Below are 19,678 nucleotides of genomic sequence, written 5' to 3'. Positions count from 1 at the left end.
CGGTCATCGTGGGTGCGCCGCCGTGAAAGCCGGGCAGTCGTTGGCCGCCGGAATCGATTGCATCCGGTCATTCAGCCAGCCCAATGCCGCGACGGGTTCGACCTGTTCGCGTGTGGATTCGGGCCAGAATGCGATCTGGATGCCGTCGCCCATCTTGCAGGCCTCGGCCAGCGCCCGCTCCGTCGATGCGGCGGGTACCACCGCGTCCCTCCCGGCGTAGATGACGTACATCGGCGCCGCGGTGGGCCCTTGTGGCAGGTTCGTCTTCTGCAGGTAGCCGCGCAACGTCTTCAGTGCTTCGGGACCGGCGGGACGTAGGTCATCGGCGCTCAACTTCTCGGCCAATGAGATTCGCTGGGCGGCGTCGTTGCAGCTGAGCAGGGCGTCCCAATTCTCCTGGGCGGCGCCGCGTCGGTAATCGTCGAGTTCGAAGTCGTAGTAATACTGATCTTTCAACGCGGCGAGGTAGGCGACGAAGGCGAGTTTCTGGTCGGTGTTCAGCGTGCCGGCCATCGCAGCATCCGCGAGTACATCGAGGTTGGCCATCGGTGCTAGAGACGCTGTCGCGATCAGGTTGAGGTCGTAGCCGTAGTTGTCGATGAGTTCGTTTGCGGCCCAGGCGGCTTGCCCGCCTTCACGAGCTCCCAGCGCCGCCCAGGACGTCGATGTAGGGGCAACCATGGTGCGGGCCGCCCGCACGGCGTCGATCATGTTGTAGCCAGCGGTGGTCGAATCCAGGTAAGGGTGGAAGTCGTAGTCGTCGGGCTTGGCCGGCTGTCCCAGACCCTGGTAGTCGGGCACGGTGACGACATACCCGGCGTTCAGCAAGGCCACCACCGTCGATGCTTCACCACGCAGGTCGGGAGACAGCGAGGGTGCGCAGTCGGCGGATGTGCCGGTGGTCCGGTGGCCCAGTGCCACGATCGGAAAGCCGTCCGCGGGTGGGTTGCCCTTGGGGACGAACACCGTTCCCGTCACGTGCGAGACTGCGTCGTTGACCCCGTTGCGAGAGGCATACGTCATGGTCTTGGCTTCCGCACTTGCCTCGCGCAGCGCCGGTGCCAGGTTGTCCAACGGCGCCTGAGACACGACGTGGCCGGCACTGTCCGGGTCTTCCGCCGAGTCCTGGGTCGGAGATCCGCCACACGCCGTGAGAACGGCGAGAGCGACCGAGAACAGAACGGTGACTCGAACCATCGAACGTCCCCTGCCTGGTTTTCCGTAGCCGGTCGTGGGCATCCACCATCTTTTCATCGGAGCGTGCGGCACGTGAGCGGATACCCGATCGAATACCCGGGACACGCAATAGATTGGGCACCATGTCGGTGATCGATGTGAGGTCGCACGGGGCCACCGGGGACGGCACGACCGACGACCATGCGGCCGTGATGGGCGCGATCCGGCAGGCGGACGATGACGGTGGCGGCACGGTGTTCTTCCCGGCCGGTGAATATGCGTTGTCGGATTCGATCGGAAATGGCGCCGACGGGTTCTCCCACGTCTGGCTGCTCGGCGACGGTGAACGTGCGGCGCGGCTGCGGGTCACGGCGGACGTCGCGCCCATCAGTGGGCACTGGACCGAATGCCGCATCGAAAACCTCAAGATCGATGCGGGTACTCGCGGATCTCCCGGGCTCGATGTCGATCTGGACAAGAGCTACGTCAGACACTGTTGGATCGTCGGTTGGACCGATTACGGCATGCGGCTCAACGCCCGTACCGAGGGCCTGCTGAACTGGATCGACGACAACTTCATCGAGCAGAGCACCGGCTACGGCATCTACACCACCTACCGGTTTTACGACTCGTGGGTCGTCAACAACAACATCGGGTCGACGGGACCCAATCTGTCGATCGAGGCCGGTCCGGTACGGATCCTTGCCAATCACCTCAACGGCGCCCCGCAGCACAACATCGAGCTGCGCGGAAACAAGCAGCTGACGATCATCGGCAATATCTGTGAGGGTGCGCGCAGAGAAGCCATTGTCTTCACGATGCCGCCGTGGCTGGATGCGGATGACGAGCAGGTGGCTATCGTCGGGAACAACATCACGAACGGCGGTAAAGGTGCGCCGGACCAGTATTCCGCGATCGGGATCTACTCGGTCGACGCCGACCACCGGGCTCGAGGGTTCAACGTCACCGGCAACTTCATCGCCAATACCGACGACGGTGCGGGCTGGAGCTACGCGGTAGACGCGAGATTCGTCGATGACCTTGCGATCTCCGGAAACCAGTGGGACAACAACGGATATTCCATCGCTCCGGTGCGCGCCGAGGGCAGCAACGTCGGCATTGCCGGCAACACATCGGGAAACCTGGCGCCGGCGCGACGTGTGGTGATCACTCTGTCCGGAGACGCCGTACTCGCGAACGCGCGGGACACCGAGTACGTGTACCTGCTGGCATCAGGGGCGAGCGCGGTAACCCTGCCCACTGCCGTGGACAATTCCTGCCGATACACAGTCAAGAACATCTCGGGCGTCGACGCTGGGCTGGGCACTTCGAAAGGGCAACGCATCGACTCCGAATCAGAATTGGTGCTTATCGACGGGGCAGCCGTTGCGGTGATCTCCGACGGGACGAATTGGTGGACCGTATGACATGCACTGAGGGCGAATTCGGATATCAACTCACCCTTTTTGGGTGAGGCGCCGCGTGGGGAGCGTGCTGCCTCTTCGAGAATTCCGACCGGGCAGTGCCCGATGGCTTGCAGTGCGGTCTGCGGACAGATGTCGAGTACCGCTGTGGTCAGCATTCCGGTTGCGCTGTCGTGGATTTCGTGGTCTAGCGGCCCGGTTGCGCGCGACCCGTATTCACTACTGGTTAATCTCGTCCGTCGCAATTGGCCGCTCCAATTCGGATCGCTGAGGCGAATTGTCCGACATCTGGACGACGCGACGGCATAATTGGCCCGCATGGATCCCAATTCGAAGCCATATCAATCAGATGAGCCTGACGAATTGCGTGCGCAGCTCCCGCGGCGCAGGATGCTCGGCGGCCTAGTCGTGGCTGGCATCGCGACCACGCTCATCGCCGCGTGTGAGGACAACGCCGGCGGTGGGTCATCAGGCGGCGATGGTGGTGCAGTCAAGACCGACAACAGCGTCAAGGGTGCGACCGAGGCCACCAAGGCGGCCAACAAGAAGGTTGCGGATGCCCTTCCGTTCAACGACAAGTCCGATTTCGAGGACGCCAGACGTGGTCTGCTCGAGCGGCCTGACACTCTGACGATCAAGAACACCAACGGTGACGTGATTTGGGACCTGGAGGAGTACAAGAAGTACATCTCCGCGGACAAGCCGGCACCGGACACGGTCAATCCGAGCTTGTGGCGCAACGCCCAGCTGTGCATGGAATACGGGCTGTTCGAGGTGGTTCAGGACAAGATCTACCAGGTGCGCGGGTACGATCTGTCGAACATCACGTTCATCCGTGGCAACACCGGCTGGATTGTGTACGACACCCTCATCTCACCCGAAACCGCCACGGCGGCATTGGATCTGGTCAACAAGAAGCTGGGTCCGCGGCCGATCGTGGCTGTTCTGCACAGCCACTCGCATGTGGACCACTACGGCGGTGTCCGCGGCATCATCAACCAGGCTGACGTCGACTCCGGCAAGGTGAAAGCCGTTGCGCCGGCGAACTTCGTCGAAGATGCCGTCAGCGAGAACGTGATCGCGGGCAACGCGATGGGTCGACGCGCCGTCTACATGTACGGTGCGCTGCTGCCGCGCAACGCCGAAGGTGGCGTCAACGGGGGTCTCGGCATGACGGTGTCGACCGGACTACCGACATTGATCCTCCCGACCGATCTCGTCACCACCAGCGGGCAGAAGATGACCATCGACGGCGTGGACATGGAGTTCCAATTCACTCCCGGCACCGAGGCGCCCACCGAGATGAACACCTACTTCCCTCAGTTCAAGGCGATGTGGATGGCCGAGAACACCACAAACACCATGCACAACCTGCTGACTCTGCGTGGCGCCCAGGTGCGCGATGCCCGGATCTGGGCGAAGTTCCTCGACGACACCATCAACACGTACGGGCCCAACACCGACGTGAAGTTCCAGAGCCATCACTGGCCGATGTGGGGGCGCGAGAAGATCATCGACTACTGGAAGAAACAGCGTGACATGTACAAGTACATTCACGATCAGTCGGTGCGCCTGATGAACAACGGCCTCATCGGTTCCGAGATCGCCGAAGAGATCCAAATGCCGCCCGAGCTCAACAATTTCTGGCCTGACCGCGGGTACTACGGCACTCTCAAACACAATTCGCGGGCGGTGTATCAGCGTTATATGGGCTGGTATGACGGCAACCCCGCGGACTTGGACGATCTTCCCCCCGAGCCCGCGGGCAAGAAGTACGTCGATTACATGGGCGGTGCGGAAGCGGTTCTGGAGAAGGCCAAGCGAGACTTCGACAACGGCGAGTATCGCTGGGTGGCCATGGTGCTCAAGCACGTGGTGTTCGCCGATCCGAACAACACCAACGCCAAGAACCTTCTGGCAGACAGCTTCGAGCAGATGGGTTATCAGGCCGAGTCCGGTCCGTGGCGGTCGGTGTATCTGCAGGGAGCCTACGAACTGCGCAACGGTGTGCCCAGTGCGGGCGGAACCGATGTCGCCAGCCCGGACACCATCAACGCCATGCCGCCGGAAATGATGTTCGACTACCTGGCCGTCCGGCTGAACGGGCAGAAGGCAGCGGGCAAGACCATCACGATGAACGTGGATTTCACCGATCTCAAGAGGCAGTACGGTCTGCGGGTCGAGAACGGCGTGCTCAACTACACCACCGCGCCGATCCCGAATGCCAACGCGAATCTGAAGCTGACCAAAGACACGATGAACGAGATTCAGTTGGGCAAGCTCAAACTCAACGACGGCATCGATCAGAACAAGGTCACGCTCGACGGCAACCGGCAATCGGTCGACGATTTCGTCGGCATGCTCGACACCTTCCCGTTCTGGTTCAACATCGTCACTCCATAGCTGGGACAATGGTGTGCTGCCCTGCGGCCCGTAGGGCAGCACACCGCGTCCCGGGCAGTGATCGATAGGAACCCCAAAGTGCAGCCCTCCGGAACATCGTCGATGCAGCCGGTGCCGTGGTTTCTGGCCACCATTCCGTCATCGAGCCGCGGGATGCTGCCGCGCCATGCCATCGGTCACCGACTGGACGAGCACATCGACACCAGGCGCGCCGTTCTGGTGGCCGCCCCGTCCGGGTTCGGCAAGACCGTCGCCGTCGCGCAGTGGGCGGTCGAGCGGCAACGGGCCGAATCAGGTTCTGCGGCATGGCTGACCGTCACTGAGCGGATCAACGACCGTAGGGATGTACTGCGCGGCGTGCTGACCGCATTGCTGAACAGCGCACGCGATGCGGGCGACCGGGCGCTGGATCAGTCCTTATCCGCGGCCTTCGACTCGGCCTCCTACGACGGGGCGGTAGCTGCGCTCATGGCCATCGACGCCCATCGCACCGTGACCATCGTGATCGACGACTTCCAGTTCGCGCGGTCGGCATGGGGCGACGAGGAAGTGGTGGAGCTGGTCGAGAACGGGCCGCAGTGGTTGCGGTTCGTCCTGATCACGACGGACCCGGTCAGCCCATCGTGGGCCCGGCTGCGAGTCCACGACAAGGTGGCGGTCATCGGCTCTGGGGAACTGGCCTTCACGCGTGATGATGTGCAAGCCCTGGTCGAACAACGCGATATCTCGGCGCGGCCTGAGGACATCGCCCGCATCATGACGGCCAGCGGCGGGTGGCCCGGTGCGGTTCGGCTCATGCTGGTCAGCGGTGACGAAGCCGGCGCGTTCTCCGACGATGTCGACCTCACCGACTACATCGGCACCGCGGTGCTCGCCAGGCTGCGGCCAGATCTGGCCGATTTCGTGCTGAGGGCCACTATCTGCCCTCGGGTGGACGCGCAGCTGGCCCGGGCACTCACGGATCGTCCGGACAGTGGAGAACTGCTCAACGACTGCGTTGCCGCGGGCCTTTTCCTCGAGCGCGTCGGTTCGGGCGAAAGTGCAGTCTTTCAATGGCATTCGCTCTTTATGAAGCACTGTCAGGAGATACTGAGGCAACGGCAGCCCGAGGAGTGGACACGGCTCAACCGGTTGGCGGCGGCCGAGCTGGCACCGCAGTACCCGCTGGAAGCTGTCGAACTCGCGATCCGCGGCAACGACCGTTGCGGGTATGACGTCGTTGCCGAACATTGGCTCGAGCTGCTGCTGCAATCTCGTTCGGGTGCACTGGATCTGGCCTGCGTGCGACTTTCCGAAGCCTTCGGGGAGAATCCCGAGATCCTGATGATCCGGTCCAGCTGTCGAGCCATGGCCGGTGATGATGTCGCGGCGGCACTGTTGTTCGACCGGGCCGCGCGGATGTCGCAGTCGGAACAGAGGCAGGGGCGCCTCGACCTCATCGCGGATCTCACGCAGCTGCTGATCTCTGACGACCGAGAGGTGATGGACGGGGCCGCAGGCCGCGTCGAGGTCGCGCTGTCAGACCGTGAATTGGTCGCGCCGCGCATCTACGCGTGCGCGCTGTTCGTGCTCGGCTGGGCGGATTCGCGGTTGCGGCGCAGCCCGACTCGCGGTTCGGAGTACCTGGAAGCGGCCGTCCACGAATGTGCGGCCCTCGGACTGCCGGAGGTGGCACACCGCGCCCGGCAGAGTTTGGCTTTCGCCCTGGCGCACTCAGGTGAGTTGGGCCGCGCCCAGCAGGCACTGCACCTGGCTGTGTCATCGTGCGCTTCGACGCCCGAGCTCTGGCTGTCGCACGACGGCGACGGTATCGAGCGCTTCACGGCAGGCTGGATTCGCTTCTGGCATGGTGAGATCACCGCCGCTGTAGCGGATTTCATCTCGTCGAGCGGCACCGTTGGCGTCGGATATCCCGACACGTCACGGATGTTCCTCGCGTTCAGTGCGGCTACCCTTCGCGACAACGGGGTGCTCGCCGCCGCCGAGGCCGCCGTGGCCCGCATGCCTGACGTCGATACTCACGGCGTGCCGTGGGGCAACTACAAGACAGGCAGTCGTGCACGGTTGGCTGAAGCGCGCGGCGAGCATCGACTGGCACTCGCGCTGGCTGCCAGGGTCGTCGGCGCCGCGCACCTTCCCATGGTGTCAGCGGTGCTCTCGGGGATGTGCCGACGACTCGGTGCGCCCGAGTTGGCCGGCCGCCTGGCCCGCCAGGCGCTGGAGCCGCGGCTGCCGGGCTATATCGCCGCTTACGCGCTGTACACGTTGGCGTTGTTGGACTGGCAGGACGGGCAGTCTGAGCGGGCTCACAAGCGGATGGAAGAGATGTTGGCGGCCGCATGCCCGGAGCACGTGCGGTACCAGTTCGTCGACAATCCCGACTCGGTCTGCCAGGAACTGCTGGCAGCCCACCGCTCGTACACCGCCTACCCCGACTTCGTCGAGCAAGCCCTGTTGGCGAGTGAGCATCATCGGCCGGATTCCGGTGCGGCAGGCCTGACGCGGCGCGAGCGGGAGATTCTGGCTTTCCTGCGGACGCCGATGACGATGCAGGAGATCGCCGGCAAGATGTCGATTTCGGTGAACACGCTCAAGACTCACCAGCGCGCCATCTACCGCAAACTCGGTGCGTCCAACCGTCGCGAAGCCATCAACCGGGCGGCCCGCTAGCGTGAAGCGGTGACCGAAGAACTCGTCACGGTGTATGACGCCGACGGCAATGTGATCGGCGCCCAGCCACGTTCCCGGGTGTACGCCGAGGGTCTGTGGCATGCCAGTGCCGGTGTGCTGGTGCGTTCTGTCGACGGGGCGCGCATCTATGTCCACCGCCGCACCATGACCAAGGCGGTGTTCGCCGGCATGCACGACTGCCTGGCGGGCGGGGTCGTCGACCCGGGGGAGACGCCGCTGCAGGCTGCCACCCGGGAGTTGGCCGAGGAACTCGGCATCAGCGGCCCACCCTTGACGGCACTGGCTTCGGTGGCCTGGGACGGTCAGTGGGCGGGAAATCCCATGCGGTGTCACCTGTTCGCCTACGAGGCGCGCTGGGACGGTCCAATTAGCCACCAACCCGAAGAGATCATCGACGGCTGGTGGTGGACCGACGAGGAACTGGCAACGCACCTGGCCGACCCGGATTGGCCGTTCGTCCCAGATACCCGAGTTCTGATCCCACAGCTGCTGCGTTTACGTCAACACCCTTGAGGTAGTGCGAGCCATGGTTCTTACTGGGTGATACCTCACCACCCAGGAAGAAACCGTGCAAACCGTCTTCGAACGACACACCCCCGCAGGCAGCCTCATCGACCGCTCATTGGCCACGTCGGCGCTCCAGCCTTTCTGGCTCGACGACATACCTGATCAGCCCAACTATCCGGTGCTGACCAGCGCGTCGTCGCACTACGACCTCGTCGTGGTCGGCGGTGGGTATACCGGGCTGTGGTCAGCCTTGCTGGCAAAGCAGCGGGACCCGGGAATCCGGGTCGCCCTCGTCGAGGGGCAGACCATCGGATGGGCAGCTTCGGGACGTAACGGCGGGTTCGTCGAAGCGTCGCTGACCCATGGTGCCGAAAACGGACGTAGCCGCTGGCCTGACGAGATTGACACGCTCGACCGGCTGGGCCTGGAAAATCTGGACGGCATCGCGAAGACCGTCGACACGCTCGGCCTCGACTGCGACTTCGAGCGGACCGGCTCGATCGCGGTAGCGGTCGAGCCTTACCAGGCTGCCGAACTCGCCGGTGCCGCACTGCGGCCCGACCAGGTCTACCTCGACCAGCAGGCGATCCGCGCCGAGGTGCAGTCACCCACATACCTGTCCGGGGTCTGGTCGAAGGACGCCGCGGCGCTGGTTCATCCGGCAAAGCTTGCGAGCGAACTCGCCCGGGCCGCAGGTGAACTCGGTGTCGAGATCTACGAGTACAGCAAGGTGCTCGGTTTGGCGCAGGATCGCCGCGGTGGGCCGCTGTCGGTTCGGACCGAACGCGTGACGGTACGTGCCGACCGGGTGATCCTGGCGACCAACGGTTTTCCGTCACTGCTCAGGCGATACCGTTACCACACGGTGCCGGTATACGACTACGCCTTGATGACCGAGCCGCTGACCGATGCCCAGCTTGCCGACATCGGCTGGACCAATCGGCAAGGAATCAGCGACATGTCGAACCAGTTCCATTACTACCGGCTGTCGAAGGACAACCGGATCCTGTGGGGCGGGTATGACGCCATCTATCACTTCGGCGGCCGGATCCGGCCCCAGTACGAGGATCGTGACGCCACCTATCGGCGTCTCGCGGGCCACTTCTTCACGACATTTCCACAGCTCGAGGACGTCACGTTCACCCACCGGTGGGCCGGGGTGATCGACACCTCGACGCGGTTCTGCGCATTCTTCGGGTCGGCCTACGGGGGCCGAGCCGGGTATGCCGCCGGCTTCACCGGGCTCGGGGTGGCGGCAACGCGTTTCGCTGCCGAGGTGATGCTCGACCGCTTCGCCGGCGCGCCGACGGTTCGCACCGAACTCGACATGGTCAAGTCCATCCCCGCGCCGTTCCCGCCGGAACCGTTGGCCTCGGCCGGTATTCAAGCGACCCGCTGGTCGTTGGACCGGGCTGACCATCACGAGGGGCGCCGCAACATCCTGCTGCGGGCGCTCGACTCGGTCGGGCTGGGATTCGACTCGTAGCGTTTCCGTGCGCCGGACGCGGCCGCGCCGCACAATGGCTGGAGGGCGTTGACGTAAGCGCGGAGAAAGCAGTGCGGATGGGCCGAACCTTGAAGTCCGAGTCGCCGCGGCGACGGCGGCGGCAGACGAAGCAGGGTGTGGTGCTGTCCGAGGAACTCATCGTCGAGGCCGCCTTGCGGGTGTTGCAGTACCACGGTGCCGCCGGTCTCACGGTCCGGCGCCTCGGGGTCGCGCTCGGCGCCGACCCGACCGCCCTGTACCGCTACTTCCGCGGCATCGAGGATGTGGTGCTGGCCATCACCGACGAGCTGCTGCGGCGCGTGGTCGACGGATGGGAACCGACGGGGCTGTGGCGCGAAGACATGCGGGAACTCGGGCTGCGCATACACCGGGTCTACCTCGACCACCCACAGGCCGGAGTACTGGCGGCGAGCCGGGTGACCGGAGGTCCCCACGAGATCTCGATCATCGAGACGGTGTTGGGCTCACTGCGCGCAGCCGGATTCCCCGAGCGGGAAGCCGTCGAGGTGTATCACGCCTTCATCGACCAGATGTTGGGCTTTGCCGCGCTCGACGCCGCGTTTGAGGCCCTACCTGCCGAGCACAAGAAGCGCGACGACGACACGTGGGGTGACACCTACGCGCGGTTGCCGGCCCAGACACATCCGAACATCGCGGCCACCAGCCGCTTTCTCGACGAGTCGATGCGGCGGAGCGGGTGTGAATCGGCGCTGGAGCTGCTGCTGGACGGCATTGCCGCCAGGCTCGACGCTCGACGGCGCTGACGGCTCATCCCAGTCTGGCGGCAATACCGTCCAGCAGTTGAGCCAGGCCGCAACGGAATTCGGTCAATGGGTCCTCGTCGGACCGATCGAGTGCGCCCGCATCGATCGCGGCCGCCAGGGCCGGGAACCGCGCCGGGGTCACCAGGCGACGTAACAGCCCGGGGTACTCGCTGTCGTCCACATCGCGGGCTTCGATGGCCAACGCGGCCGAACCGCGGGTGAAGATCAGCACGGCCATGACTGCGGTGAGCTTCTCGCGTTCGGTCAGGCGGGTGCCGGACAGGCCGGCCAGTGCGGCGTCCAGCCAGGCCAACTGGCCGGGGTCGGCGGGAAGCCCAGCCGACGCACACTGCAGGACCCAGGGATGGCGGTGGTAGACGTCCCACAGGGCGCCAGCCCAATTTTCCAGTGCCGTACGCCAATTCGCGTCCACGGGTGCCGACGGCGCCGGGCCGGGCGCGACGGCCAGCATGAAGGTGACCAGCTCGTCTTTGTTGGCCACGTGCCGGTAGAGCGACATGGTGCCGCACCCGAGTTTCTCGGCCAGTCGTGCCATCGACAAGGCGGCCAGGCCGTCGTCGTCGGCGAGTTCGACAGCTGCCGCGACGATGGTCTCGCGGGTCAGTCCACGTGACCGACGTGGCTCGGCGTCCTGCTGCCAAAGCAGGCGCAAGGCGCGGGGGAGTGGAGCATCGGCGCTGGTCATCAGTGTTCAGAATAACCAGTGACATCGCTATGCGTATGCCATACCCTTTTGCGTATGACATACGCATCCCTGCGTTCCGTCCGCTGGGCAGCGGCACTCACCGTGATCGTGACGGTGTTTCTCGTGTACTCGCTGCCGCCGTATCTGACCGGCGGGACTCGGGTACAGGCCACGTTCGGGCTGCACTACCCGTTGCTGGTCGCACATGTCCTGTTGGCGAGCGTGGCGATGGTGTGCGCGGTCGCGCAGGTGTGGCCGGGACTGCGGCGCCGCCACCCGGCGTGGCATCGACGTACCGGGCGGATCTATGCCGCCACCGCCATCCCGGCGACCCTCTGTGCCATCGTGATCGGGGCGGCCACACCCTTCGGCCCGATCCTGGGGGTCAGCAACGTCGTACTCGCAGCGTTGTGGTTCTGGTTCACCGTCGACGGCTTCCTGGCGGCACGGCAGCGCCGGTTCGGTGCACACCGGCGTCAGATGCTGCGCAGCGCGACGCTGGCACTGTCGATCATCACCAACAGAGTGTGGACCCCGGTGCTCTACCTGGGCTTCGATCCATTGCGCGACAGCATCTTTGGCGGGAACGAGGAGAAGTATGTCTGGGTTGTAGCGGGCGTGGGCGGTTGGCTGGGCTGGACGATTCCGCTGCTACTCCTGCAGGTATGGCTGCGTCGGCACCCGGGGACCGGCTCTGAGCCCGTGCCGATGGCTGCCTCGGTTCCCCGGTAAACGCCAGTGAGCAAGAGTAGTCTCCTGCGCGACCAGTCTTACCGGTGCTGAATCGCCAACAAGTGAGGTCGCCATGGCAGCCGTGTCCAACTCAGCGTTCAACGGCAAGATCGCCCTGGACATCAGGGATTCCGAACCGGACTGGGCGCCCTATGCGGCACCCACCGCCGTCGAGAACGCTCCCAACGTCCTGTATCTGGTGTGGGACGACACCGGCATCGCCACGTGGGACTGCTTCGGTGGGCTGGTGGACATGCCCGCCATGAGCCGGATCGCCGAACGCGGAGTTCGGTTGTCGCAGTTCCACACCACGGCGCTGTGCTCACCGACCCGAGCCTCACTGCTCACCGGACGCAATGCCACCACGGTGGGGATGGCCACCATCGAGGAGTTCACCGACGGGTTCCCGAACTGCAACGGCCGGATTCCGCATGAGACGGCGCTCCTGCCGGAGGTGCTGGCCGAGAACGGCTACAACACCTACTGCGTGGGCAAGTGGCACCTGACGCCGCTGGAAGAGTCCAACCTGGCTGCCACCAAACGGCATTGGCCGTGCGCGCGGGGGTTCGAACGGTTCTACGGATTCATGGGCGGCGAGACCGACCAGTGGTATCCGGACCTGGTCTACGACAACCACCCGGTCGATCCGCCGGCCACTCCGGAGGAGGGCTACCACTTGTCGCGCGACCTGGCCGACAAGACCATCGAGTTCATCCGCGATGCCAAGGTGATCGCCCCGGACAAGCCCTGGTTCACCTACCTGTGCCCGGGAGCCGGCCACGCCCCGCACCATGTGTTCAAGGAGTGGGCCGATCGGTACGCCGGTCAGTTCGACATGGGTTACGCGGCCTACCGCGACATCGTGCTCCAGAACCAGAAGCGGCTCGGCACCGTGCCGTCCGACACCGAACTGTCACCGCTGAACCCTTACGCGGATGTCAAGGGCCCCAACGGCGAAGCCTGGCCCGCGCAAGACACCGTCCGGCCATGGGAGTCCTTGTCGGCCGAAGAGAAGCGGCTGTTCGCCCGGATGGCCGAGGTGTTCGCCGGGTTCCTGTCCTACACCGACGCGCAGATCGGCCGGGTGCTGGACTTCCTGGAGCAGACGGGCCAGCTCGACAACACGATCATCGTGGTGATCTCCGACAACGGGGCCAGTGGCGAAGGCGGGCCGAACGGTTCGGTCAACGAGACCAAGTTCTTCAACGGCTATATCGACACGGCCGAGGAGGGGCTGAAGTTCATCGACCGGTTGGGCTCACCGGATACCTACAACCATTACCCCATCGGGTGGGCCATGGCCTTCAATACGCCCTACAAGCTGTTCAAACGCTATGCCTCTCATGAGGGCGGGATCGCCGACACCGCAATCATCTCCTGGCCCAATGGCATTCGGGCCCATGGTGCGGTGCGCGACAACTACGTCAACGTCTGCGACATCACCCCGACGGTTTACGACCTGCTCGACATCACGCCGCCGGCCAGCGTGCGCGGCGTTCCGCAGAAGCCGTTGGACGGGGTGAGCTTCAAAGTGGCACTGGATGATCCGGATGCCCCGACGGGCAAGGAGACCCAGTTCTACACCATGCTCGGCACTCGCGGCATCTGGCACCAGGGCTGGTTCGCCAACACCGTGCACGCCGCCACGCCCTCGGGATGGTCGCACTTCGAAGCCGACCGCTGGGAGCTCTTCCATATCGAACGCGACCGCAGTCAGTGCCATGACCTGGCCGACGAAGAACCCGACAAGCTCGAAGAGCTGAAGGCCTTGTGGTTCAGCGAAGCCGACAAGTACAACGGCCTGCCGCTGGCCGATCTCAACATCTTCGAGACGATGACGCGGTGGCGGCCCTATCTGGTCGGGGAGCGGACCCGCTACACCTACTACCCACACACCGCCGAAGTCGGCCTCGGTGCGGCCGCCGAACTGCGCGGGCAGTCCTTCACCGTGCTCGCCGAGGTCACTGTTGACGGCGCTGACGCGCACGGCGTGTTGTTCAAGCAGGGCGGGGCGCACGGCGGCCATGTGCTGTTCATCGCCGACGGGCGGCTGCACTACGTCTACAACTTCCTCGGCGAGCACGAACAGGCGTTGGTCTCTCCCGATCCGGTTCCGTTGGGGCGGCACCTCTTCGGAGTCCAGTACCGGCGCACCGGCACCGTCGAGGGCAGTCACACCCCGCTCGGGGACACCGCCCTGTACATCGACGACACGGCCGTCGCCGAGCTTGCCGGGATGCGAACCCACCCCGGTATGTTCGCGCTCGCCGGGGGCGGCATCTGCATCGGACGCAATACCGGATCGGCTGTGTCCCAGCGATACCGGGCACCGTTCGCGTTCACCGGCGGTGCCATCGGCCAGGTCACCGTCGATTTGTCCGGCGAGCCGTACCAGGACCTCGAGCGCGAACTCGCCGCGGCGTTCGCCAAGGACTAGCGAGGAGCCGTCGAATCGGTCGGTTGCGACGACTAGCCTCGAATCCGTGGTCACCGAACTCATCGAACTGCCCGGCGGCACCTTTTCGATGGGATCGACGGCCTTCTATCCCGAAGAGGCGCCGGTGCACGCCGTGACCGTCGCCGGATTCGCCATCGAGAAGCACCCCGTCACCACCGCGCAGTACGGCGCCTTCGTGGAGGCCACGGGATACGTCACGGTCGCCGAACGCCCGATGGACCCGGCGTTGTACCCCGGCGTGGCCGAGGAAGACCTGGTGCCCGGCGCCCTGGTGTTCCGGCCCACCGACGGCCCCGTCGACCTACGGGACTGGCGTCAATGGTGGGACTGGGCGCCCGGCGCCAATTGGCGGCATCCCTTCGGTCCCGATCGCGGCGCGGCCGCACCGGACCATCCCGTGGTGCAGGTGGCCTACCCGGATGCGGTGGCGTATGCGGCCTGGACCGGGCGCCGGTTGCCCACCGAGGCCGAATGGGAGTACGCGGCGCGTGGGGGAGTCGATGGCATCTACGCCTGGGGCGACGAGGTCGCCCCAGACGGGGTGCTCATGGCCAACACCTGGCAGGGCCGGTTCCCGTATCGCAACGACGGCGCCTTGGGCTGGCGCGGTACCTCACCGGTCGGAGCCTTCCCGCCGAACGCGTTCGGCCTGTCCGACATGATCGGCAACGTGTGGGAGTGGACCACCACCCGCTTCGCCGGACACCACCGTCCGCAGGCCGATGCCCCGGCGTGCTGCCCACCTCCCGGCGACCCCGATCCGATGGTGAACCAGGTGCTCAAGGGCGGTTCGCACCTGTGCGCGCCGGAGTACTGCCACCGCTATCGCCCGGCTGCGCGGTCACCGCAGTCGCAGGACAGCTCGACCACGCACATCGGGTTTCGCTGCGTGGCCGGCTGAAGCCCGCAGAACCGGATCTACGGCGATTTGGCGCATTCGCCGTGCTCACCTAGTATGTAGGGGTTGCCTTGGGCAGACCTCGGTTGACTGCTGTTTTGAGTCAGCCCCGCGTGCCCTTCGGAAACAAAGACCGCGCACGTCCAGGTCGGTATCTGGCGTGCATACAAAACCAGGTCAGGAGATCGAGTGATTCAGCAGGAATCGCGGTTGAAGGTCGCCGACAACACGGGCGCCAAGGAAATCTTGTGCATCCGCGTGCTCGGTGGCTCATCGCGACGCTACGCCGGCATCGGTGATGTCATCGTCGCGACCGTCAAGGACGCCATCCCCGGCGGCAACGTCAAGCGCGGCGACGTCGTCAAGGCAGTCGTGGTGCGCACCGTCAAGGAGCGCCGCCGCGCCGACGGCAGCTACATCAAGTTCGACGAGAACGCCGCCGTCATCATCAAGGCCGACAACGACCCGCGCGGTACCCGCATCTTCGGGCCCGTCGGCCGCGAACTGCGCGAGAAGCGCTTCATGAAGATCGTTTCGCTGGCGCCGGAGGTTTTGTAAATGAAGGTCCACAAGGGCGACACCGTGCTGGTGGTCTCGGGCAAGGACAAGGGCGCCAAGGGCAAGGTCATCGAGGCCTACCCGGCTCGCGACAAGGTCCTCGTCGAGGGCGTCAACCGGATCAAGAAGCACACCGCGCAGTCGCAGAACGAGCGCGGCGCATCGTCGGGCGGCATCGTCACCCAGGAAGCCGCGATCCACGTGTCCAACGTGATGGTCGTCGACTCCGATGGCAAGCCGACCCGTGTGGGTTACCGCGTCGATGAGGAGACCGGCAAGAAGGTCCGCATCGCCAAGACCAATGGCAAGGACATCTGATGACTGCACCAGAGAAGGTTCAGCCGCGGCTGAAGCAGCGCTACCGCGAAGAGATCCGTGAGGCGCTCAACAAGCAGTTCGAGTTCGACAACGTCATGCAGATCCCGGGCGTCGTCAAGGTTGTCGTCAACATGGGTGTCGGCGACGCCGCCCGTGACGCCAAGCTGATCAACGGCGCGGTCAACGACCTGGCCCTGATCACCGGCCAGAAGCCGGAGATCCGCAAGGCCCGCAAGTCCATCGCACAGTTCAAGCTGCGTGAGGGCATGCCCATCGGTGCCCGCGTCACCCTCCGTGGCGACCGGATGTGGGAGTTCCTGGACCGGCTGATCTCGATCGCCCTGCCCCGTATCCGCGACTTCCGCGGCCTGAACGGCAAGCAGTTCGACGGCACCGGCAACTACACCTTCGGCCTCAACGAGCAGTCGATGTTCCATGAGATCGACGTGGACTCCATCGACCGCCCCCGCGGCATGGACATCACCGTCGTCACCTCGGCGACCAACGACGACGAAGGCCGTGCGCTGCTGAAGGCGCTGGGCTTCCCCTTCAAGGAGAACTGAGCACATGGCAAAGAAGGCGTTGATCCACAAGGCCAACAAGAAGCCCAAGTTCGCGGTCCGCGCGTACACGCGGTGCAACAAGTGCGGTCGTCCGCACTCGGTTTACCGCAAGTTCGGGCTGTGCCGTATCTGCCTGCGCGAGATGGCGCACGCGGGTGAACTGCCCGGCGTGCAGAAGTCCAGCTGGTAACACAGACCCCCAACAACAGGTTGCGGAAGGCCTCCCCCAATAACTGGGCAAGGGGAACCGCCGCGAGGAAGGTGAGCCGGTTGTCATGACGATGACTGACCCGATCGCAGACTTTTTGACACGTCTGCGCAACGCCAATTCGGCGTACCACGATGAGGTGACTCTGCCCCACTCGAAGCTCAAGGCGAACATCGCCGAGATCCTCAAGAAAGAGGGCTACATCAACGACTACCGCACCGAGGATGCTCGCGTCGGTAAGTCCCTGGTGGTCTCGCTCAAGTACGGCCCCAGCCGTGAGCGCAGCATCGCCGGCCTGCGCCGGGTGTCCAAGCCCGGCCTGCGGGTCTACGCAAAATCCACCAACCTGCCTCGGGTGCTCGGCGGCCTGGGCGTGGCGATCATCTCCACGTCCTCGGGTCTGCTCACCGACCGCCAGGCAGCACGACAGGGCGTGGGCGGCGAAGTCCTCGCTTACGTCTGGTAGGGGGCAGCAGAACATGTCGCGTATTGGAAAGCAGCCGGTCCCGGTTCCCGCCGGGGTCGATGTGACGATCGACGGCCGCAACGTCTCGGTCAAGGGCCCCAAGGGCACCCTGACCCTGGATGTCGCCGAGCCGATCACCGTCGAGCGCAACGAAGACGGCGCCATCGTGGTCAGCCGTCCCGATGACGAGCGGCGCAGCCGCTCCCTGCACGGGCTGTCCCGGACCCTGGTGGCCAACCTGGTCACCGGTGTCACCGAGGGCTACACCCGCAAGATGGAGATCTTCGGCGTCGGCTACCGCGTCCAGCTCAAGGGTTCCAACCTGGAGTTCGCACTCGGTTACAGCCACCCCGTGGTGATCGAGGCGCCCGAGGGCATCACGTTCGCCGTCGAGACGCCCACCAAGTTCTCGGTCTCAGGTATCGACAAGCAGAAGGTCGGTCAGATCTCCGCGGTCATCCGCCGCCTGCGCCGCCCCGACCCGTACAAGGGCAAGGGTGTGCGTTACGAAGGTGAGCAGATCCGCCGCAAGGTCGGAAAGACAGGTAAGTAAGTCATGGCTACAACTAAGACTGACTCAGCAGCTGCCGCCGTCCGTAAGCCGGTGGGACAGAACATCTCTGAGACCCGTCGCAACGCCCGGCTGCGTCGGCACGCCCGGCTCCGCAAGAAGGTCTCCGGCACCGCCGAGACCCCGCGCCTGGTGGTCAACCGCTCGGCACGGCACATCCACGTCCAGCTCGTCGACGACCTGGAAGGCGTCACGCTGGCCGCTGCCAGCTCGATCGAGGCCGACGTGCGCGCCGTCGAGGGTGACAAGAAGGCGCACAGCGTTCGGGTCGGTCAGCTGATCGCCGAGCGCGCCAAGGCTGCCGGTGTCGAGACCGTGGTGTTCGACCGTGGTGGTTACACCTATGGCGGCCGGATCGCCGCGCTGGCGGATGCCGCGCGCGAGGGCGGGCTGAAATTCTGATGACTGTCAACGAGAGGACTGCATGATGGCCGAGCAGGCAGGAGCCGCTCCGGCGCAGGAGAACCGTGGCGGCCGTGGTCGTCGCGACGACCGCGGTGGCCGTGGCGGCCGCGACAGCGGCGAGAAGAGCAACTACATCGAGCGCGTGGTGTCGATCAACCGCGTCTCCAAGGTGGTCAAGGGTGGTCGGCGCTTCAGCTTCACCGCACTGGTCATCGTCGGTGACGGCAAGGGCATGGTCGGCGTCGGTTACGGCAAGGCCAAGGAAGTTCCGGCCGCTATCGCCAAGGGCGTCGAGGAGGCTCGCAAGGGCTTCTTCCGCGTGCCGCTGATCGGTGGCACCATCGTGCACCCGGTTCAGGGTGAGGCCGCTGCCGGTGTCGTGATGCTGCGTCCGGCCAGCCCCGGTACCGGTGTGATCGCCGGTGGTGCGGCTCGCGCGGTGCTGGAATGCGCCGGCGTGCACGACATCCTGGCCAAGTCGCTGGGCAGCGACAACGCGATCAACGTGGTGCACGCCACCGTTGCCGCGCTGAAGCAGATCCAGCGGCCGGAAGAGGTGGCGGCCCGTCGCGGCCTGCCGCTGGAGGACGTTGCGCCGGCCGGCATGCTGAAGGCCCGGCGTGAGAGCGAAGCGCTGGCTGCCGCAGCAGCGCGTGAGGGATCGGCATAACCATGGCAGAGCTCAAGATCACCCAGGTGCGCGGAACCATCGGCGCACGCTGGAAGCAGCGCGAAAGCCTGCGGACGCTGGGGCTGAAGAAGATCCGTCAGTCCGTGGTGCGTGAGGACAACGCTCAGACGCGTGGCCTCATCAATGTTGTCCATCACCTCGTCGAGGTTGAGGAAGTCAAATGAGTGTTATCAAGCTTCACGACCTGAAGCCTGCTCCTGGAGAGAAGACCGCCAAGACCCGCGTGGGTCGCGGTGAGGGCTCCAAGGGTAAGACTGCCGGTCGTGGTACCAAGGGCACCAAGGCCCGCAAGAACGTCCCCTCGACGTTCGAGGGTGGCCAGATGCCGATCCACATGCGGCTGCCGAAGCTCAAGGGCTTCAAGAACCGCTTCCGGACCGAGTACGAGGTCGTCAACGTCGGCGACATCAACAAGGCCTTCCCGCAGGGCGGCACCGTCGGTGTCGACGAGCTGGTCGCCAAGGGCCTGGTTCGCAAGAACAGCCTGGTGAAGGTTCTCGGCGACGGCAAGCTGGCCGTCAAGGTCGACGTGACCGCCAACAAGTTCAGCGGTAGCGCCCGTGAGGCCATCACCGCTGCCGGCGGTTCGGCCACCGAACTGTAATTCTGCGCGAGCAGACACAAAAGCCCCC

General features: G+C 65.0%; 21 protein-coding genes. 19 read left to right on the top strand and 2 right to left on the bottom strand.

The window, feature by feature from the left end; genetic code table 11:
- Positions 1–3 precede the first annotated feature (3 nt).
- Positions 4–1,197, bottom strand: a complete 1,194-nt coding sequence (locus K6L26_RS25375; RefSeq protein WP_221851938.1) for a lipase family protein — start codon at positions 1,195–1,197, stop codon at positions 4–6.
- Positions 1,198–1,319: 122 nt separating this feature from the next.
- Between K6L26_RS25375 and K6L26_RS25370 the strand changes: the two genes are divergently transcribed.
- From K6L26_RS25370 to K6L26_RS25345, 6 genes are all read left to right on the top strand, one after another.
- Positions 1,320–2,603: a glycosyl hydrolase family 28-related protein gene (locus K6L26_RS25370; RefSeq protein WP_221851936.1), complete on the top strand. Its 1,284-nt coding sequence runs from the start codon at positions 1,320–1,322 to the stop codon at positions 2,601–2,603.
- 315 nt (positions 2,604–2,918) lie between these two features.
- The gene (locus K6L26_RS25365) at positions 2,919–5,003 is read left to right on the top strand and encodes an alkyl/aryl-sulfatase (RefSeq protein WP_245008640.1); all 2,085 of its coding nucleotides are present in this window, start codon (positions 2,919–2,921) and stop codon (positions 5,001–5,003) included.
- 78 nt (positions 5,004–5,081) lie between these two features.
- Entirely contained in the window at positions 5,082–7,673 is a 2,592-nt protein-coding gene (locus K6L26_RS25360) for a winged helix-turn-helix domain-containing protein (protein ID WP_076215786.1), read from the top strand.
- 9 nt (positions 7,674–7,682) lie between these two features.
- Complete coding sequence (locus K6L26_RS25355) at positions 7,683–8,207, top strand: NUDIX hydrolase (protein ID WP_019343837.1); 525 nt, start codon at positions 7,683–7,685, stop codon at positions 8,205–8,207.
- 55 nt (positions 8,208–8,262) lie between these two features.
- Positions 8,263–9,687 carry an NAD(P)/FAD-dependent oxidoreductase gene (locus K6L26_RS25350; RefSeq protein WP_221851934.1) on the top strand — a complete coding sequence of 475 codons (1,425 nt, stop codon included), beginning with the start codon at positions 8,263–8,265 and terminating at the stop codon, positions 9,685–9,687.
- Positions 9,688–9,764: 77 nt separating this feature from the next.
- Entirely contained in the window at positions 9,765–10,472 is a 708-nt protein-coding gene (locus tag K6L26_RS25345) for a TetR/AcrR family transcriptional regulator (protein ID WP_019343839.1), read from the top strand.
- A 4-nt stretch (positions 10,473–10,476) separates the two neighbouring features.
- On the opposite strand, the gene K6L26_RS25340 is transcribed toward K6L26_RS25345, so the two are convergent.
- Positions 10,477–11,178, bottom strand: coding sequence for a TetR/AcrR family transcriptional regulator (locus K6L26_RS25340; RefSeq protein WP_051752336.1), 702 nt, complete (start codon positions 11,176–11,178; stop codon positions 10,477–10,479).
- 54 nt (positions 11,179–11,232) lie between these two features.
- Here K6L26_RS25340 and K6L26_RS25335 point away from each other — a divergent pair, with 54 nt between their 5' ends.
- The 13 genes from K6L26_RS25335 (at position 11,233) to rplO (ending at position 19,650) form a co-directional block, all read left to right on the top strand.
- Positions 11,233–11,910, top strand: coding sequence for a DUF2306 domain-containing protein (locus tag K6L26_RS25335; RefSeq protein ID WP_221851933.1), 678 nt, complete (start codon positions 11,233–11,235; stop codon positions 11,908–11,910).
- A gap of 73 nt (positions 11,911–11,983) precedes the next feature.
- Entirely contained in the window at positions 11,984–14,347 is a 2,364-nt protein-coding gene (locus K6L26_RS25330) for an arylsulfatase (protein WP_221851931.1), read from the top strand.
- Between the two features lie 46 nt (positions 14,348–14,393).
- Positions 14,394–15,269, top strand: a complete 876-nt coding sequence (locus K6L26_RS25325) for a formylglycine-generating enzyme family protein (protein ID WP_221851929.1) — start codon at positions 14,394–14,396, stop codon at positions 15,267–15,269.
- 186 nt (positions 15,270–15,455) lie between these two features.
- Positions 15,456–15,824, top strand: a complete 369-nt coding sequence (gene rplN / locus K6L26_RS25320) for a 50S ribosomal protein L14 (protein WP_003883432.1) — start codon at positions 15,456–15,458, stop codon at positions 15,822–15,824.
- Positions 15,825–16,142: a 50S ribosomal protein L24 gene (gene rplX, locus K6L26_RS25315; protein ID WP_019343844.1), complete on the top strand. Its 318-nt coding sequence runs from the start codon at positions 15,825–15,827 to the stop codon at positions 16,140–16,142.
- A complete protein-coding gene (gene rplE, locus K6L26_RS25310; RefSeq protein ID WP_003883430.1) occupies positions 16,142–16,705 on the top strand; it encodes a 50S ribosomal protein L5 in 564 nt (187 codons plus the stop codon). Before rplX ends, rplE begins: the two co-directional genes overlap by 1 nt.
- 4 nt (positions 16,706–16,709) lie before the next feature.
- On the top strand, positions 16,710–16,895 hold the full coding sequence (locus K6L26_RS25305; protein WP_003883429.1) for a type Z 30S ribosomal protein S14: 186 nt from the start codon (positions 16,710–16,712) through the stop codon (positions 16,893–16,895).
- 85 nt (positions 16,896–16,980) lie between these two features.
- Positions 16,981–17,379, top strand: coding sequence for a 30S ribosomal protein S8 (gene rpsH / locus K6L26_RS25300; protein WP_003883428.1), 399 nt, complete (start codon positions 16,981–16,983; stop codon positions 17,377–17,379).
- A gap of 13 nt (positions 17,380–17,392) precedes the next feature.
- Positions 17,393–17,932, top strand: coding sequence for a 50S ribosomal protein L6 (rplF, locus tag K6L26_RS25295; protein ID WP_019343845.1), 540 nt, complete (start codon positions 17,393–17,395; stop codon positions 17,930–17,932).
- 3 nt (positions 17,933–17,935) lie between these two features.
- Positions 17,936–18,352: a 50S ribosomal protein L18 gene (gene rplR, locus K6L26_RS25290; protein WP_047036352.1), complete on the top strand. Its 417-nt coding sequence runs from the start codon at positions 17,936–17,938 to the stop codon at positions 18,350–18,352.
- A gap of 25 nt (positions 18,353–18,377) precedes the next feature.
- The gene (gene rpsE / locus K6L26_RS25285; RefSeq protein ID WP_076111965.1) at positions 18,378–19,025 is read left to right on the top strand and encodes a 30S ribosomal protein S5; all 648 of its coding nucleotides are present in this window, start codon (positions 18,378–18,380) and stop codon (positions 19,023–19,025) included.
- Between the two features lie 2 nt (positions 19,026–19,027).
- On the top strand, positions 19,028–19,210 hold the full coding sequence (gene rpmD, locus K6L26_RS25280; RefSeq protein WP_019346190.1) for a 50S ribosomal protein L30: 183 nt from the start codon (positions 19,028–19,030) through the stop codon (positions 19,208–19,210).
- Positions 19,207–19,650 (top strand): 50S ribosomal protein L15, encoded by a 444-nt coding sequence (gene rplO, locus K6L26_RS25275; RefSeq protein WP_019346191.1) that lies wholly within the window; start codon positions 19,207–19,209, stop codon positions 19,648–19,650. The genes rpmD and rplO overlap by 4 nt, the downstream gene beginning before the upstream one ends.
- Positions 19,651–19,678: the final 28 nt, after the last annotated feature.

The organism is Mycobacterium farcinogenes (assembly GCF_019739075.1).
Lineage (GTDB): Bacteria > Actinomycetota > Actinomycetes > Mycobacteriales > Mycobacteriaceae > Mycobacterium > Mycobacterium senegalense.
The sequence above is the reverse complement of the archived record's forward strand: the minus strand, read 5'-3'. Positions and strand labels throughout refer to the sequence as shown.